This is a genomic window from Vibrio sp. R15-SG3-ISO1A (genome assembly GCF_059833955.1).
On sequence record NZ_JCBDGH010000089.1, the window covers coordinates 1 to 15144 of the forward strand.

Consider the following 15144-nt stretch of genomic DNA (forward strand, 5'->3'; position numbering starts at 1 on the left):
TTAACGCAAGCTTGGAACACCTTTCCCACCTACTACACATGGGGAGAAAAGCCGAATTCTCAGCTTACGCATCAAGACTTAAACCCAACTGGCCACAAACAGATGCCGTGGAATCTTGAACAAACCCCACTTCCTCAATCTGAGGAGGGTCCAACCCACGATCACACCAATATGACCACCCAGATGCCAGCGGCGACACACTCTCATCTTGGTAGTATTACGCTCGACGAGGTGGTCGAGCAGGCACATCAACTCGGCTTTACTCGCTACCATGTTTATCTGCCACTTAGTGAAAAAGGCGTTTACACGATTGCTGCCAATTCGATGAATGGCGACAATTTTGACCCTCGCCAAGACCGGACACTCCATCTCGATCAATACTCCGGGACGCCCGTTCTCGATGTAACGTGGCAAGACTACACCATATTTGCCAAATGGATGGCAGCTAGTGTGTCACTTCATCAAGGCGATGTCGGGTTGTGGAACAAGGTATTCAATGTTTTGTTTTGCCTTATTACGCTGTTTCTCTGTGTTTCAGGCACGATGATGTGGTGGATACGCCGCCCTCAACGCGCTCGATTAGGTGTACCACCAACCTTTCAAAGTGATCGAGTTTGGAAGGTTGGGCTAGTGACACTGTTCATCATTGGGCTACTCTTTCCGCTCGGCGGGATGACCATCTTGGTTGTGTTGGCCATAGACGCTTTGATCATTCAACGGGTTGGTAAGCTGCGCCACTGGTTTCAGTAGTCACCAGCAAGACATTGCGTCTAACCAGTAAATTCTCTAGATTACATCCATGACCAAGGAAGAGAGTCCACCACTATGAAATCACTGCTTATCGTCAACGTCGGTTCTGCGCCCCAAAATCAGCTCGAAAAATATGGTGATTTTGAACTTTGGGCTCAAGAGGCGATTGGAACCACACCCCTGCCCATTCGCTTTCATGATGGTATCCACGGCCTCTTTCCACCTTATGATGAATTAGCGGGTATGATCATTATGGGATCGTTGTCGATGGTGACCGAGCAGACGGCATGGATGACATCACTGAGTCAGCATATTCGAGCGCTGCATCAGCAGCACATACCGATGCTCGGTATCTGTTTTGGCCATCAGCTGATCGCCCATGCTCTGGGTGGCAAGGTGGATGTTAATCCCCAAGGATTGGAGCTAGGCACGGTGGAAATATCTAAACACCCTGAGCACGATCCAATCTTTTCTTCCCTACCGGATACCTTTCCTGCTCAAGCCATCCACTACCAATCGGTGCTCACACTGCCTGTTGGTGCTCACCGACTTGCCGCCAGCAAAATGGATCCTCACCATGCTTTTCGCGTGGGCGACAACACCTGGGGCGTACAATTTCATCCTGAGTTTTCTGCCGCTATCATGAACGACATGATCGCAGACTTAAACACACAACTGGGCGATAAACTCTGCAGTGACCTGCAAACCAAGACCTGTCAAACACCGCTAGCGACGAGTATACTGCCGCGCTTCGCCAAGCACTGTCTCGACAACGTATTAACGCAGGAGCAAGCATGAAACTGGTCATCGCCAACGATCACAATGGGGTCGATTTAAAACGTCATCTCGTCGCGCATCTCTCTCAATTAGGTCATGAAGTCATTGATCTTGGCAGCGATACTAAGGAAATCACCCATTCGGCTTTTTATGCCGTTGAAGCATGCCAGTATGTAAAGCAAGGTGACGCTCGTTTTGGCATTCTCATCTGTGGTACGGGAGTGGGCATGTCTATTTGCGCGAACAAGGTCAATGGTATTCGCGCAGTCTTGGGCAGTGATGGCTACACGGTCAAGCAGTCCCGTGAGCATAACGATACCAACATACTCGCTCTTGGTGCATTAACGACCGACAGAGTCAAAGCAGCGGAACTCGTTACGACTTGGATCCACACCCAGTTTGATGACAGCGTGAAAAGGCGGCTTCGTTTAGGGTTCATTCAGGATATTGAAGCGGATCAAACACTTCGTCGCTCCTGACTTGTCACATTCAGAGAAAAAATGTCACATGTATTATTATATCTTTTATGCTATGGTTGCATCGTCTTGGTAGACAACCAAAGACAACTAGCCATTTGACGATACTGTGCGTTGTACTATCCACAGGTCAACGAGCTAGCCCTCTTTTGGCTAGCTCGTTTTATTTTCCCGCTTTACGGTCAACTCTCATTACCACTTTTCGCTCCTCATTATTGACGTATCATATGCAAAGCGTAGTATTGCTCTACGCTTATTGATATGAACCTAGTCCCACTTATATTCCGCTCTGTGGGCAGAGGACAACACGTCACGGAGGGAAACCATGTTGAGAGGTTGGCAATGGGTTTGGCTATGTGGGTTGCTGCTCACTCCTTCTGTCTACGCGCACGACTCGATACGAGAAGTTGCCCTCGCCATTGGTGAGTTTCCGCCTTATACCTCAGAGTCTCTTCAACATCACGGTATCGCCAGTCAAATCGTCACAGAAGCCTTTGCGCAAGTAGATATAGAGGTGACGTTCGCCTTTTTCCCGTGGCCGAGAGCCTACAAACAAACTCAAGTAATGAACAACATATGGATAGGCACATTTCCTTGGATTTGGACACTTCAGCGTGATGATGACTTTGTCTTCAGTGACCCAATCATTGAGAGCCATGACTACCTCTATTTTCTCGACGGTTACCAAGAAAGCTATCCCAATATGGAAGCGTTGGAAGGTACAATCCTTGGGGCACCGATGCATGTTAGCTATCCGTTATTAGAGAAAATGGAGGCAGAGCAGCGTCTAACCATCGAGCGAGTGGGCACCTACGAAGATTTATTCAGACGGCTACTGTATAGACGCATCGAAGTGATCTCTTTAGAAGAGCACGTGGGTCGCTACTTCATGCAGGCCCTGCTCGATGGTGAAGAAATGACTCGAATTTCCAAATCTCGTTTTCCGACTGAAGAGCGTCGTTACCACCTGATGATTTCAAAACGGCATCCCCAAAGCAGGCTCATAGTTGAAAAGTTCAATCAAGGGCTTGAGCAACTGCATCGCTCCGGACGCTATGAGGAGATACTCAATACGTTGCAATTGCCCGATCCGGATAGCGGTTTGTGAGCCCAGCAAAGCTTTGCTTACTCTCTCATATACCATCAGAAAAATAATCGCTACATTAACAAACGAATTACAACAATAACGCTGGTTCCCCCCTACATCTCAAGCCAGCATCAAAAAAATAATGTGGAGCATGGTTATGCATTTAAAAAGTCGCGGGAAATTGCTGTCAATTACTATTATTCCCCTCGTACTGATTACCGTTTTAGTAACTGGGATCTTCTATTGGAATGGCGTCCGAGATCTTGAGGAGCAATCCAAACTGTATCGTCAGGAACTCATTGAGTCTCGTCAAGATGAGCTAAAAGCGTATCTATTGATGGGGCGCACGGCAATTCAATCTCTCTATGAGAGTGATAAAAATGGTGAAAATATTCCGCAAGCAAAACACATTCTTGAAAGTATGCGTTTTGCGGATGATGGTTACTTCTTCGCCTACAACTCCCAAGGCGTTAACACGATGCACGCCATCAAGCCATCGTTAGAAGGCAAGAATCTCTATGATTTAAAAGATGATAATGGCGTCCCCGTCATTGCTGGACTTATCGACGCATCTCAAAAAGGTGACGGCTTTCTTTACTTCTCTTGGCATAAGCCATCCATTGATGCACAAGCACCAAAATTAGGTTACGCGGAGCACCTACCCAAATGGGACTGGGTATTGGGTACAGGGATTTATATCGACGACGTCGATCAGCTCGTGGCTCAATATCGTGTCGAACGTGAAGCAAACATAATGTCGGATATCGGCTTTGCCGTTATGGTTTCAGTGTTAGGTCTTATTATCACTATTATTATTATCAGTTTGGTTGTAAGCAAAAGCTTGTTACCACTGACCAATATGGCTCAACGACTTCATGACGTAGCACAGGGGGGTGGTGATTTAACCCGTCGTTTGGAAACGAAAGGACACGATGAGGTTGCTCAGCTAGGTCAAGCGTTCAACACCTTTATGGATAAAATGCAGCCATTAATTAAAGATATTCAAAACAGTTCTGTTTCCGTGATGCAAGCAGCCCACGATTTAGATGCTCATACCTCAAAGTCGAGCCAAACAATGCAACATCACAGTCAAGAAACGGAAAAAGTCGTCACGGCAGTAACGGAAATGGCCGCGACCTCTCGTGAAGTCGCGAACAACACTAACCTTACCTCTGACTCGATAAACGAAGCAAATCAACAAATTCAAGATGCCCAGCAAGAGGTGGCTGAAGCGATGAGGAGCATCAACGAATTAGTTGCTGAGGTGAATATTGCCTCTGATGCCATTGAGTCTTTGAGCGATCAAACCCATCAAATCACCAGTGTGATAGAAGTGATTGGCGGCATCGCAGAACAAACCAACTTGTTGGCACTGAACGCAGCTATCGAAGCGGCGCGAGCAGGCGAACAAGGTCGTGGTTTTGCTGTCGTGGCAGACGAAGTCCGTTCATTGGCGAGTCGAACGCAATCGAGTACAGAAGAGATTAATGAGATGCTCAGAGCGCTACAAAATGGCGTTAAAAAAGCGGTCTCAACAATGTCCGCCAGCCAGCAACGTGGAGAAAAAACGGTACAAGATTCTTCTGTAATCCAGCAACGCTTGGGTGGCATTGAAACGTCAGTCCGCACGATTCATGATATGGGGATACAAACCGCCGCCGCCGCTGAGGAGCAAAGCGCCGTTGCGGAAGATATTAATCAAAACCTCGTCGCGATTCAGCACATCGTTGAAGAGCTAAGTGCTGATTTACAACGTGCTGAGAAAATAAGTTCTTCATTGGCTGTTTCCGGAGAGCACGTTAACGATCTCGTGGGCAACTTCAAAGTTTAGTCTGGTTACACAACCGTAGACTTAAAAATGAGTCCAGAGTCACGATACTCTGGGATCATTTTTTGACCCAATTGTCATCCTTTTATCGTCGATCATTGGATGTTCCTTCACAATGGTCAAATCGGCGGCTATAAACAGGTTAAGTTCATGCTTGAGCGTTTGCTGCCTAAATCACTCAACCTGCTTAATCGCGGTTCCACCAACATTGAACTGATTTTTCTCTTGATGATCAAAAACGGCTTATTTGACAACGCCGTTCGCGCCGACTGTCTTTCTCCGCTGTTTGGATGGGAATATGGCCCTAGCCTCCGAGCCTCTTGATAGCAAAACCTAATGGGATGCGGTTCCAGTGCAAACCATCACCAAAATTAACGGCTGCCAGCAAACCCGGATTCCGATAGGGCACTGTGTGCAGCGATAAAACCGACCTCGAAGAGGCACCCAAGCCGATTCCCGAAGTGGCCAATTTTAGTTGACCACTACATAGAAACCTTCTATAGGACGAGGCTTATGGCGCAATCTTCACCGTCGCTCAGCGTTCAAAACTGATCATTCATCGCATTAACGCACTGAAGCAACGTCTCAATTTGTTGGGCCTCGAGTCCTTGAGTCAATTCGTTCACCAATTCAAGATGAAGCTGATTGTGGCGCTGATGAATCTCTTGCCCTTGCTCGGTCAAACGAACCACAATCGCTCGGCGGTCGTCAGGGTGCGGGCATCGCTCAATCAGATCTGCGTTGACCAACTTATCGATTTGCACGGTTAGCGTCCCCGTTGTGATTCCAAGTTTTTGCGCCAGTTCTTTCATGCGCAAGGGCCCATTAACCCCCAAGGTTTCAATGGTATGCACTTGGGCTAAGCTATACCCCGTCTCTTTGACGACCGACTGCTCCCAAGATGACAGTTTGTCATAAAATTCAGTCAGTGCGTGATTGAGTTGCGATAACGTGTTCATTGCGGCTCATACTGTACTTCTAACGTTAGGTGATGAATCTTATCAAACTTCTCTAAATGCTGCTTGATCTCTTCAGCCGTCTGCCCGTTAGAGACCCTGAGTGTGATCGCGGCACTGTGATGATGGCCACTGATTTTCCAAACATGTAAGTCCACCACTTCACCGTGACGCACCAGCTCTGACTCCACCTCATCCAGGTAGTGATCATCGATGCTTCCATCAAGTAAGATTGGGCTAGTTTGATGAATCAAGGAGAGCGTCCATTTGGTGATCACCAAGGCTCCGACGATACCCATCAAGGCATCAAGCCAATGCCAACCATAGAATTTACCAAACAGCAGCGCCACAATGGCAAGAATAGAGGTCAAGGCGTCGGTCAACACGTGTAAGTAGGCGGCGCGCAAATTGTGGTCATGATGATGGTCGTGATGGTCGTGATGGTCGTGATGGTCGTGATGGTCGTGATGGTCGTGATGGTCGTGATGGTCGTGATGGTCGTGATGATGATCGCCCAACAACACCATACTGGCAAGATTGACCACTAAACCTATTACCGCGACCAAGATTGCCTCATTAAACTGAATCGGTTGAGGATTGATCAAACGATGAACCGATTCCACTACCATCAGTAGCGCAACAATGCCCAGAGCAATGGCGCTAGTGTAACCACCGAGCACGCCGACCTTACCGGTACCAAACGAGAAACGACCACTATTGGCATGCCTTTTCGCATAGCGATAGGCAAATAGCGTGATGCAAAATGCGGCGGCATGAGTACCCATGTGCCATCCGTCCGCCAGCAAAGCCATCGAGCCATAGACTGTCCCTGCAACGATTTCCACCACCATGGTGACGACCGTCAGCAGTAAGACATAGAAAGTGCGGGTTTCCCCTTGATGATTGTGGCTGGAAAAACCGTGAGATTGGCAAGATGATGACCGCATATTACTTTGACCTTCAAACTATTTGACTGTTAATTTAGTTTGATTATCAAACAGTGTCAATAGATTCGTGTGATGCGTTTCTCTCATTCTGGCGTTAATGAATAAATAGCCAATACCCCATGGTCGTCATCGCCAGTAGCCCGAGAAGTAAGGCAACCATTTGCACTAAGCCATCACGCTCAAGCAAACCCAGCCCCATAAAGATCACCACCAGGGCAGGCGCCAAATTCGCCAAGGGTACCGGGATCGCAATAATCACTCCTAATACAGCCACAATACTGCCGTTCAATCGATCGACAATGGGCGCTTCGGTAAATCGCCATCGTGGGCGGATGTAGCGCTCTATCGCTCGCACTTTAGGCTCAAAGGTTAACAGTGCTTTTTTGACCGCAGCGGCGGGCATCGCACGATCAAGAATCCAATCTGGAAGCCAAGCACGACGTCGCCCTGCCACCATCTGTAAGCCCAAAACGATGATGATGAGCCCTGCAAACAGAGAGACAAACGGCACGATGCTAAAAATGGCCATCAGCACCAAAAACAAGCCGAAGGTGCGATCGCCAAAGCGTTGCGTCAAGCTACGCAAGGTAATGGTCGATTGACTGGCTTGTTCTGCTAACGCGAGGATGACATCAGAGGTGCGCGTTCGGCGCTCGTGAGGCACATCAAAAAGAGAATGGGGATCTTGAGGCAATCCGTGCAATGTCGCACTCCAAAGGTTTTGCGTTCTCGTGGCTAGACATTAGCAGCGAACGCGTGGGGTGTATAGCCATCACCTAACGAAATAACGACGCTTTAACAGGGTGGCGACACGGTGAGTAAGGCGTGAAACCATCACGCCGCTTCGATGGTTTTTAAACGCTCAAAATAGGTAGGATAGGTATTTTTGATGTGACGCTGCTCTTGCACCATATGTTTAAATGTCGGCCCTTTTTTCAGTTTAAGGACGACCTCTCCACCATCAATACGCAGCACGGCTCCCTCAATGGCTACTTGGTTGTCGCAGTGTAGATCCAGAATACCGGCAAGCGATAGTCCCTTATATACCGAGGTAAAATTATTCATCACGACACGAATCCCCCCTTCCGAGACCTCAGTGACGTGAAAACGCTCATCAGAAAAGCGCACACTTGGTCTCGCTCGGCGAGGATATTTTAAGCGATAGTATTGTCTTTTTTGTTCCATGTCGTTCATGGCTGGCTCCTATTTCGGCCTTAACCCACTCTAACTAGTATAGTTATCGGCAGATAAATAGGAACCTTTACCCTTGATTTATGAGACCTTGCCGCACCCATAACCACCCGCCCTGTCTACGCTAAGCCGCGTCTGCTCTCGTTTTCCACTTAGCATTAATTCAATTCACACTCTGTTCATTCCCACATCTTCAACTAAACTTTAGAAGTAAGTTGTCTAGGGATGAGAAAACTCCATGTTGATATGCTTTGTCGACTGACATTGTTGACTTCCTGTGATTGGGTCGCGTGATGCGACCTTCTTTTTTTGCCACCCATCTTACCTAAACGAAAAAGCCTGAACGAAAAAGCAGCCCGAGTGGGCTGCTTAGAGTTAGGTTAAACAGAAAAATGACGATTGGAGCAAGGCTTTAATGTTGCCGACCTTCGGGATCCGGTGCAAAGTCGACTTGCTTGTAAATATCGGCCAAAGTTCTATCTTTCAATTTCTTGCTCCGTTTGGCGCGAGCTTCATAGCTTTCATCTTGATGACGAATGGCTTGCTCATGCTCCTTCGCTGATTGAATGAACTCCGGGTCTGACAACGCCTTTTGACGTAGGCGGTTAACGCGTTCAATGGTTTCCCATATCATATTCCACCTCCTTGACTGTTTATACATACAGTATAGTCGATGATCATCAACCGTCAAATTTTACTGGTTATATCCTCAGTGTTTTTTCTCGGCGCCCCATCAATAGGTGGGTAAAAGCCGTGCCATTACTGCAAATACGCGTTTAGCATCCATAGCAGTTTCTCTTGTTCACGGATGTAATCTCCCATCAGTGCCGCCGTGCCCTCATCCGCAGCGTCACCCGATTGATCTAGGATCGTGCGTTGTTTACTCAGGAGCACACTGAAGCCGTCAACCAAACCTTTGACACACTCACTCCCTTGTGTCGCGTTTTTGTGCTCTTGAATCGTACTGCCTTCAAGGTATTGGGTGAAGCTGTGGTCTGGCGTGAAACCCAGCGTCAAGATTCGCTCTGCCAATTCATCGATTTTGGTTTGCAGATCAGTGTAGATCTCTTCAAATTTCACATGCAGCTCAAAAAACTGCTGACCTTTGATGTTCCAGTGGTAACCACGGGTATTCATGTAAAGCACTTGATAGTGTGCAAGAAGATCGTTGAGCTCAACGGCGAGTTGCTGTGCTTTGTCTTTATCTAGACCAATAAGATTAATTTGTGATGTCATAGTTTTGCCCTCTAAAACAACGTGTCTAACCACTTAAGTAATTAAAAAACTCAGGTGTTTGAGAATGACTTACGCCCTTTTTTATACGGTGCGTTGTCGTGATGGGTTTAATGTATCGCCACAGAGTAAATAGGTAAAACCGCTTAAATCTATTGCTTTAATAGTTTAAAACAATTGATCCAGTTGTTCGATTTGACCTATCCCAGCAATTTGCATAAACGATTTACCAACACCGACCCATTTACGTAATCTGGTAAGACCTGTTTAATGAAATGAGTTGAGAGAAAGCATGAAAGCACTGGTTGTGGAAGGCGGCGCGATGCGCGGAATCTTCGCCGCAGGCGTATTGGATACGTTTATCCACCAAGACTACTACCCTTACGACTTTACGCTTGGTGTGTCGGCTGGCTCCACCAATCTCATCGGTTACTTGTCTAAACAGCCCGAGCGAAGCTTTAATGTCATCACCCAACTCGCCACCGACCGTCGCTTTTACGACCCGAGACGCTTTTTAAAGGGGGGAAATTTGGTCGATGTCGGCTGGCTTATCCGCGAATCAAACCGTCGTTATCCGATCAATGAAACCATGATGTTTGGTAACATGCCGCTGATTGCAGCCGCGACCAATATTGATACCGGAGAAGCGGACTATTATCAGGTCAAACCGCATAACTTAGAGCAAGTGATTGAGGCGACCTGCGCTCTGCCTATTGCGTACAAACATACGCCCTGCTTTTCTGGCAATTGCTACACAGACGGCGGCGTGTCCGATTCGATCCCTGTCGCAGAGGCGCACCGACGCGGCGCCAGAGAGATCACTGTGATTCTGTCACACCCGCTGAGCTATCGAATGCCAAAAGCAAAACATCCTTGGCTAATGAGGCGATTGCTGGCCAAATATCCCGCCATCGCCAACGCGATGGCCGTGAGAGCAGAGAACTACAACCGCTCGCTCGACTTTATCCGCAATCCACCGAAAAGCACGCAGATTCGAGTCATCGCACCCGATGAGACGTTTCAAGTGAATCGCCTCACCATGCGTCAAGACCGATTGTTAGATGGCTATAAAATGGGGCTAAGAGAAGGCAATAAGCACCTGGCGAGTCGTGCCGGCATGTACGGTCTAACCCGAGAAAACTGTCACTTTTGCCTTTGAGGGCGCTCGCGGAGGCCGTAGCGTTAGCACGCAATATCGAGCTGGTTGCCCTGCACGCCGTTGACTCGAAACCACCCAGCGATACTGTATCGTTCCGCTTGGGTGGGCAGTACCTCATGAGGAAATTGCTCAGAGAAAAACACCAGCAAGCGACCCGCTTTCGGCGCGACCTTCTCAATCATTTGATCGTTGAGATCGTAAATCACTAACTCGCCTTGGTCGGCTTCATGCCACTGTTCATTCATGTAAAACACCGTCGTTAAGCGGCGGTTTTCATTGCCTTTAAAGCTGTCGAGATGCTTTTGATAAAAGTCACCGCGCTCATACTTAGCAAAGTGCGCTTCATATTCAAAGAGGCCGAGGAAAAAGTGCTGGTTGGCCGCCAGACGAATACGCTCCATCTTGTCTAGGTAAGCCTGAACAGGTTCGCCCATCGCAGGAGACAACCAGTGAATTTTGTCGCTTCGAATCGAGGCAGCGCGAACCGTCTCTTCATTGCGGCCAATGCGTGCTTTTTTCCAGGTGTCCGGTAGGCAATCACGAAGCTCCGCCACTTCGTGTTCTGAAAGAAAATCATCCCAAATATAGTAACCGTGTGTAAAAAGTGCATCGATTAGCGCGTTCATCAGCCGTTGGCGCTCCATGAATTAATAGGAAAACGCCTTATACCGAAGTGGTAATGCAATCGGCAATTGCGACTTTTTGTCGTAACGATTAATTAGGGTCGTTAAACGTCTAATCCGTGTTCAACGGCATACTTGGCCAATTCTGCGGTACTGTGCAAATCGAGCTTATGTTTGATGTTTTGACGGTGGGTCTCAACGGTTCGAAAACTGATATTGAGCAGCGCCGCGATCTTTTTGCTGCTGTTGCCTTGTGCCACCAACTTAAGCACCGCTTCTTCCCGGCGACTCAATGGATTGGGTTTTTGCGCGGCGGGAATCACCTCTTGGGAAAAGAGGGTTTGCGTTACTGATTCACAGAAGTAGGTTGAGCCTTGATAGACGGTTTTGATAGCCTGCACCATACGTGTGGCACAAATTTCTTTGAGCATGTAGCCGACCGCCCCAGCCTGCATCACCTTCATGATGTATTCGCGGTTATCGTGCATGGTTAACATCAGCACTTTGACCTCGGGCATTTCTTCTTTGATAAGGCGGGTCGCATCAATGCCGTTCATCAGCGGCATACTGACATCCATTAAAACCACATCTGGATTCAGTGCCTTGACCACATCAATCGCTTCTAAACCATTACTGGCACAGCCTACTACTCGAATCTCTGGCTCTTGTTTTAACCGTGCGATGAATCCATCCAGCACCACTTGGTGATCGTCCACGATCACCACTTCAATTGGTTTATCCATACACTAATCCTTCCAGTTCGAGTAAGACAGTGATTTCAGTACCCAGCCCGGCGTCACTCTCGATTTCAATCTCTCCGCCAATAAATTCTACGCGCTCGCGCATATTCCTCAGTCCAATACCATTTTTTCTCAACGCGGACGTCACATCAAACCCGACGCCGTCATCTCTAATGATCAACTGCAGCATGCTGCCCATCTGCTGCAATATTAGGGTGACGTTTTTCGCCTGTGCATGTTTCTCGATGTTGGTCAAAGACTCCTGAGCAATACGATACAAGGTCGTTGCCACTTCTGATTTTAGCTTGCCTTTCTCAGTGTGGATCGACGCTTCAACATCAATCCCCGAGTGCAGTTTGAAATCGTGCAGCAGGGTTTTCAGAGCAGCCTCAAGGCCGATGTCATCTAATGCGCTCGGGCGCAATTGGTGAGAAATGTGTCTGACCTCGTTGATCGCCGTCAGCAGCGAATTTTGCGACTGAGTGACGTATTGCTGAAGGACGGCGTCATCAAGTTTATTTCCGAGCAGCTCAAGATGGCACTTGCTAGAGACCAACAGTTGGTTGATGCCATCGTGCAGTTCTCGGGCAAGATGCTTCTTCTCATCCTCTTGAAACATCACCGTTTTATGTGCCAGCTCCTTCAAGCTTTTATCCGCCAAACGGTGCTCGTGAAGATTGACTGCCAAGGTGATGACAACAATCACCGCGACCGTGACCACCACAATGACGATCACAGAGAAAAAGGTCGTTTCGATGTTTTTGTTCACTTCAGAGCGCAAGTTGGCCACTTCTTGGGTAATGTCTTCGATGTACACCCCAGTGCCGATCATCCATTGCCAGCGATCCAGCCAAGCCGCGTAGCTAAGCTTGGGGACATTTTCCCCCGTCGACGGTTTTTGCCACAAATAGCGGTGGTAACCGCCGCCGCTGCGCGCTTGCATCAACAAAGAGGCAATCAAGTGGTCGCCGTTTTCATCTTGCAGATCGTAAAGGTTTTCGCCTACAAGATGGGGCATCACAGGGTGGACTAAGTTGGTCCCTTCGCCATCATAGGCAAAAAAATAGCCATCTTTGTCTTTGCCATAGCGGAGTTTATTGAGGATAGATTTGACCTCTTGTTTGGCCACCTCTTCCGGCAAATGAGGGTCATTATAGATGTAGGCGATCGCGTCAAACGCGAGATCGACGCTGTCTTTCAGTGCCGACTCTTTTGACTTGATTAAGCCACTCTCAAAAATCTCAATTTCTTGCTCACCTAGGGTTTTCGCCTGATGAATTGAGATCCAACTGGTGATGGCCGTCACCAGAAGCAAAGGCACAAGGCTAAGCAAGATCAGCTTGGCTTGTAACGGCATTCCTTCTCCCCATTTAACACAAAGGCCACCCGATTTGGGTGGCCTCCACTTTAGCAGGAGTTGTTAATCAACTGTAATCGAGTGATCACATTCCGTAAAATTGAGGGAAGACCAACAGCGACGCCAGTACCAGGATTTGAATCGCAATAAACGGCACCACGCCTCGGTAGATATCCGTGGTGGTGACCCCTTTCGGCGCCACGCCCTTGAGATAGAAGAGACTGAAACCAAAAGGCGGCGTTAAGAATGAGGTTTGCAAGTTCATCGCAATCAAAATAGCAAACCAAGTCATGTTGATCCCTAACAACTCCGCCACAGGCGCGATGATGGGTACGATGATGAAACAGATTTCAACGAAGTCGATGAAAAAGCCCAACACCAAGATGACCAACATGGTGATGATCAAAAAGCCCCATTTCTCGCCAGGAATTTGCAGCATCCACTCTTCGACCAAGTAGTCACCACCGGTATAGGTGAACGCCATCGAAAAAGCGGTGGCACCCAACAAGATAGCAAAAACCATCGCGGTCACTTTAACCGTCTCTTTTGCCGCGTCATACACCATGCCCCAGCTAAATTGCTTATAAAGCAGAGCAAGAACGATAGCACCCGCGCCACCAAGCGCTGCCGACTCCGTCGGTGTCGCCACGCCAGCAAAAATAGACCCAAGAACGACCACAATTAAGGCCAACGGTGGGATCACCGCTTTAAGCGCCGTGATCACTTCTTGCTTACGACTGATGCTGCCATCACTTGGAATCGGTTGCGCCGCCTCTGGGTTGAGTTTCGCATAAATCAAAATATAAATGACGTACGCACCAACCAAGACTAACCCCGGCCATACCGCCGCTTGAAACAGATCGCCGACAGGCACACCCAGCACATCACCGAGCAAAATTAACACGATAGAGGGCGGAATGATCTGGCCTAGTGTGCCAGACGCACAGATGGTGCCGCAGGCCAATCCCTTGTCGTAATTATATTTAAGCATCACAGGCAGTGAAATCAGCCCCATCGCCACCACCGAGGCCCCCACGACACCAGTAGAGGCCGCAAGCAACGCTCCCACCAGCACGGTGGAGATCGCGATACCTCCGCGAACGCCACCAAATAAGCGCCCCATAGACTCAAGCAACTGCTCCGCCAGACGCGTCTTTTGCAGCACCAAGCCCATAAAAACAAATAACGGCACAGCCATGAGCACCGTGTTTTCCATAATGGATTGGATGCGATAAGGCATAAAGGCAAACATATCCATGCCTTCGGCCCACACACCAAAAATCAATGCGATACCGCCAAAGGTAAAGGCGACGGGAAAGCCTAGCAGCAGTGCAAACAAGGCGACAAAAAACATTACAATACCGACCATTTTCTTGTCTCCTAGTGTTGATCTTTGCTGTTAACGTACAGCAGCTGTGGGTTAAAAATCTTATTGAGGGAGTGGATCAATAATCCAATGCCACTGATAGCCATAAAGAAGAAGGAAACCGGAATCATGGCTTTGATGATCCAGCGGTAAGGCAAACCACCGGGGTCGCCCGATGTCTCACCTAACGCATAGCTCTCTTTGGCGAAATCGATACCAAACCACGCCACCAACAAACAAAATGGGAAAAGAAAGACCACCGTACCAAGTAGATCAATGATCGCTTGGGCGCGCATCGATAGTCGCTCGTAGAAAAGATCCACTCGAACATGCCCGCCCGCTTTCAGCGCATAAGGGACACCCAATAAAAACACGGCTGAAAAGAGATGCCACTCCATTTCTTGGAACGCGATGGAGACATCATTAAATGCGTAACGCATCACCACGTCATAGACAACGTTGGCAAGCAATAAGATAAAAAGAATACTGGATAGCCAGCCTAGAAAGTCACCAAAGCGATTAAAAATACGCTCGACATAGATAAGACTTCTCATTCCCTACTCCATGGAATTTTGAAAGCGTGTTGCAAGCTAGGCTTACAACACTTTGATTACACTCGATAAACGCTCTGTTTTAGACTCAGAATCTAGTGAG

The 15144-nt window shown here is 48.2% G+C and carries 18 protein-coding genes; 7 read left to right on the forward strand and 11 right to left on the reverse strand.

Features of this window, described 5'->3' with window-relative positions; all coding sequences use genetic code 11:
• From AC6R0L_RS15955 to AC6R0L_RS15980, 6 genes are all read left to right on the forward strand, one after another.
• A partial coding sequence (locus AC6R0L_RS15955; RefSeq protein WP_500629746.1) for a PepSY-associated TM helix domain-containing protein occupies positions 1-750 on the forward strand: 750 nt, incomplete at its 5' end.
• A gap of 75 nt (positions 751-825) precedes the next feature.
• Positions 826-1548, forward strand: coding sequence for a glutamine amidotransferase (locus AC6R0L_RS15960; RefSeq protein WP_500629747.1), 723 nt, complete (start codon positions 826-828; stop codon positions 1546-1548).
• The gene (locus tag AC6R0L_RS15965) at positions 1545-2006 is read left to right on the forward strand and encodes an RpiB/LacA/LacB family sugar-phosphate isomerase (RefSeq protein ID WP_500629748.1); all 462 of its coding nucleotides are present in this window, start codon (positions 1545-1547) and stop codon (positions 2004-2006) included. The genes AC6R0L_RS15960 and AC6R0L_RS15965 overlap by 4 nt, the downstream gene beginning before the upstream one ends.
• Positions 2007-2328: 322 nt before the next feature.
• Positions 2329-3111, forward strand: a complete 783-nt coding sequence (locus tag AC6R0L_RS15970; RefSeq protein WP_500629749.1) for a substrate-binding periplasmic protein — start codon at positions 2329-2331, stop codon at positions 3109-3111.
• Between the two features lie 136 nt (positions 3112-3247).
• A complete protein-coding gene (locus AC6R0L_RS15975) occupies positions 3248-4921 on the forward strand; it encodes a methyl-accepting chemotaxis protein (protein WP_500629750.1) in 1674 nt (557 codons plus the stop codon).
• A gap of 99 nt (positions 4922-5020) precedes the next feature.
• A complete protein-coding gene (locus AC6R0L_RS15980) occupies positions 5021-5242 on the forward strand; it encodes a hypothetical protein (RefSeq protein ID WP_500629751.1) in 222 nt (73 codons plus the stop codon).
• A gap of 218 nt (positions 5243-5460) precedes the next feature.
• On the opposite strand, the gene AC6R0L_RS15985 is transcribed toward AC6R0L_RS15980, so the two are convergent.
• The 6 genes from AC6R0L_RS15985 to AC6R0L_RS16010 all read right to left on the reverse strand — a co-directional run bounded on the left by AC6R0L_RS15985 (position 5461) and on the right by AC6R0L_RS16010 (position 9248).
• Positions 5461-5877, reverse strand: coding sequence for a MarR family winged helix-turn-helix transcriptional regulator (locus tag AC6R0L_RS15985; RefSeq protein ID WP_500629752.1), 417 nt, complete (start codon positions 5875-5877; stop codon positions 5461-5463).
• Positions 5874-6821 carry a CDF family Co(II)/Ni(II) efflux transporter DmeF gene (gene dmeF / locus AC6R0L_RS15990; protein ID WP_500629753.1) on the reverse strand — a complete coding sequence of 316 codons (948 nt, stop codon included), beginning with the start codon at positions 6819-6821 and terminating at the stop codon, positions 5874-5876. The genes AC6R0L_RS15985 and dmeF overlap by 4 nt, the downstream gene beginning before the upstream one ends.
• A gap of 94 nt (positions 6822-6915) precedes the next feature.
• Positions 6916-7524, reverse strand: a complete 609-nt coding sequence (locus tag AC6R0L_RS15995) for an exopolysaccharide biosynthesis protein (RefSeq protein WP_500629754.1) — start codon at positions 7522-7524, stop codon at positions 6916-6918.
• 131 nt (positions 7525-7655) lie between these two features.
• The gene (locus tag AC6R0L_RS16000) at positions 7656-8015 is read right to left on the reverse strand and encodes a PilZ domain-containing protein (RefSeq protein WP_487901231.1); all 360 of its coding nucleotides are present in this window, start codon (positions 8013-8015) and stop codon (positions 7656-7658) included.
• A 409-nt stretch (positions 8016-8424) separates the two neighbouring features.
• Positions 8425-8646: a hypothetical protein gene (locus AC6R0L_RS16005; protein WP_334552389.1), complete on the reverse strand. Its 222-nt coding sequence runs from the start codon at positions 8644-8646 to the stop codon at positions 8425-8427.
• Positions 8647-8771: 125 nt separating this feature from the next.
• Positions 8772-9248: a Dps family protein gene (locus tag AC6R0L_RS16010; protein WP_500629755.1), complete on the reverse strand. Its 477-nt coding sequence runs from the start codon at positions 9246-9248 to the stop codon at positions 8772-8774.
• Between the two features lie 289 nt (positions 9249-9537).
• Here AC6R0L_RS16010 and AC6R0L_RS16015 point away from each other — a divergent pair, with 289 nt between their 5' ends.
• Positions 9538-10404 (forward strand): patatin-like phospholipase family protein, encoded by an 867-nt coding sequence (locus AC6R0L_RS16015; RefSeq protein ID WP_500629756.1) that lies wholly within the window; start codon positions 9538-9540, stop codon positions 10402-10404.
• A 23-nt stretch (positions 10405-10427) separates the two neighbouring features.
• On the opposite strand, the gene AC6R0L_RS16020 is transcribed toward AC6R0L_RS16015, so the two are convergent.
• The 5 genes from AC6R0L_RS16020 to AC6R0L_RS16040 all read right to left on the reverse strand — a co-directional run bounded on the left by AC6R0L_RS16020 (position 10428) and on the right by AC6R0L_RS16040 (position 15044).
• On the reverse strand, positions 10428-11030 hold the full coding sequence (locus AC6R0L_RS16020) for a 2OG-Fe(II) oxygenase (RefSeq protein ID WP_500629757.1): 603 nt from the start codon (positions 11028-11030) through the stop codon (positions 10428-10430).
• A 101-nt stretch (positions 11031-11131) separates the two neighbouring features.
• Entirely contained in the window at positions 11132-11770 is a 639-nt protein-coding gene (locus AC6R0L_RS16025; protein ID WP_334552393.1) for a response regulator, read from the reverse strand.
• On the reverse strand, positions 11763-13124 hold the full coding sequence (locus AC6R0L_RS16030; RefSeq protein WP_334552394.1) for a cache domain-containing protein: 1362 nt from the start codon (positions 13122-13124) through the stop codon (positions 11763-11765). Before AC6R0L_RS16030 ends, AC6R0L_RS16025 begins: the two co-directional genes overlap by 8 nt.
• Before the next feature lie 85 nt (positions 13125-13209).
• Positions 13210-14493 (reverse strand): TRAP transporter large permease, encoded by a 1284-nt coding sequence (locus AC6R0L_RS16035; protein ID WP_334552395.1) that lies wholly within the window; start codon positions 14491-14493, stop codon positions 13210-13212.
• Between the two features lie 11 nt (positions 14494-14504).
• The gene (locus AC6R0L_RS16040; RefSeq protein WP_334552396.1) at positions 14505-15044 is read right to left on the reverse strand and encodes a TRAP transporter small permease subunit; all 540 of its coding nucleotides are present in this window, start codon (positions 15042-15044) and stop codon (positions 14505-14507) included.
• Positions 15045-15144: the final 100 nt, after the last annotated feature.

Excerpts from the sequence above, each read along its gene's own strand:
- AC6R0L_RS15970 (WP_500629749.1), top strand. The coding sequence starts at position 2,329 with ATGTTGAGAGGTTGGCAATGGGTTTGGCTATGTGGGTTGCTGCTCACT.
- AC6R0L_RS15985 (WP_500629752.1), bottom strand. The coding sequence starts at position 5,877 with ATGAACACGTTATCGCAACTCAATCACGCACTGACTGAATTTTATGAC.
- AC6R0L_RS15965 (WP_500629748.1), top strand. The coding sequence starts at position 1,545 with ATGAAACTGGTCATCGCCAACGATCACAATGGGGTCGATTTAAAACGT.
- AC6R0L_RS16025 (WP_334552393.1), bottom strand. The coding sequence starts at position 11,770 with ATGGATAAACCAATTGAAGTGGTGATCGTGGACGATCACCAAGTGGTG.
- AC6R0L_RS16005 (WP_334552389.1), bottom strand. The coding sequence starts at position 8,646 with ATGATATGGGAAACCATTGAACGCGTTAACCGCCTACGTCAAAAGGCG.
- AC6R0L_RS16010 (WP_500629755.1), bottom strand. The coding sequence starts at position 9,248 with ATGACATCACAAATTAATCTTATTGGTCTAGATAAAGACAAAGCACAG.
- AC6R0L_RS16020 (WP_500629757.1), bottom strand. The coding sequence starts at position 11,030 with ATGAACGCGCTAATCGATGCACTTTTTACACACGGTTACTATATTTGG.
- AC6R0L_RS15975 (WP_500629750.1), top strand. The coding sequence starts at position 3,248 with ATGCATTTAAAAAGTCGCGGGAAATTGCTGTCAATTACTATTATTCCC.
- dmeF (WP_500629753.1), bottom strand. The coding sequence starts at position 6,821 with ATGCGGTCATCATCTTGCCAATCTCACGGTTTTTCCAGCCACAATCAT.
- AC6R0L_RS16035 (WP_334552395.1), bottom strand. The coding sequence starts at position 14,493 with ATGGTCGGTATTGTAATGTTTTTTGTCGCCTTGTTTGCACTGCTGCTA.
- AC6R0L_RS16030 (WP_334552394.1), bottom strand. The coding sequence starts at position 13,124 with ATGCCGTTACAAGCCAAGCTGATCTTGCTTAGCCTTGTGCCTTTGCTT.
- AC6R0L_RS16015 (WP_500629756.1), top strand. The coding sequence starts at position 9,538 with ATGAAAGCACTGGTTGTGGAAGGCGGCGCGATGCGCGGAATCTTCGCC.
- AC6R0L_RS15960 (WP_500629747.1), top strand. The coding sequence starts at position 826 with ATGAAATCACTGCTTATCGTCAACGTCGGTTCTGCGCCCCAAAATCAG.
- AC6R0L_RS16000 (WP_487901231.1), bottom strand. The coding sequence starts at position 8,015 with ATGAACGACATGGAACAAAAAAGACAATACTATCGCTTAAAATATCCT.
- AC6R0L_RS15980 (WP_500629751.1), top strand. The coding sequence starts at position 5,021 with ATGTTCCTTCACAATGGTCAAATCGGCGGCTATAAACAGGTTAAGTTC.
- AC6R0L_RS16040 (WP_334552396.1), bottom strand. The coding sequence starts at position 15,044 with ATGAGAAGTCTTATCTATGTCGAGCGTATTTTTAATCGCTTTGGTGAC.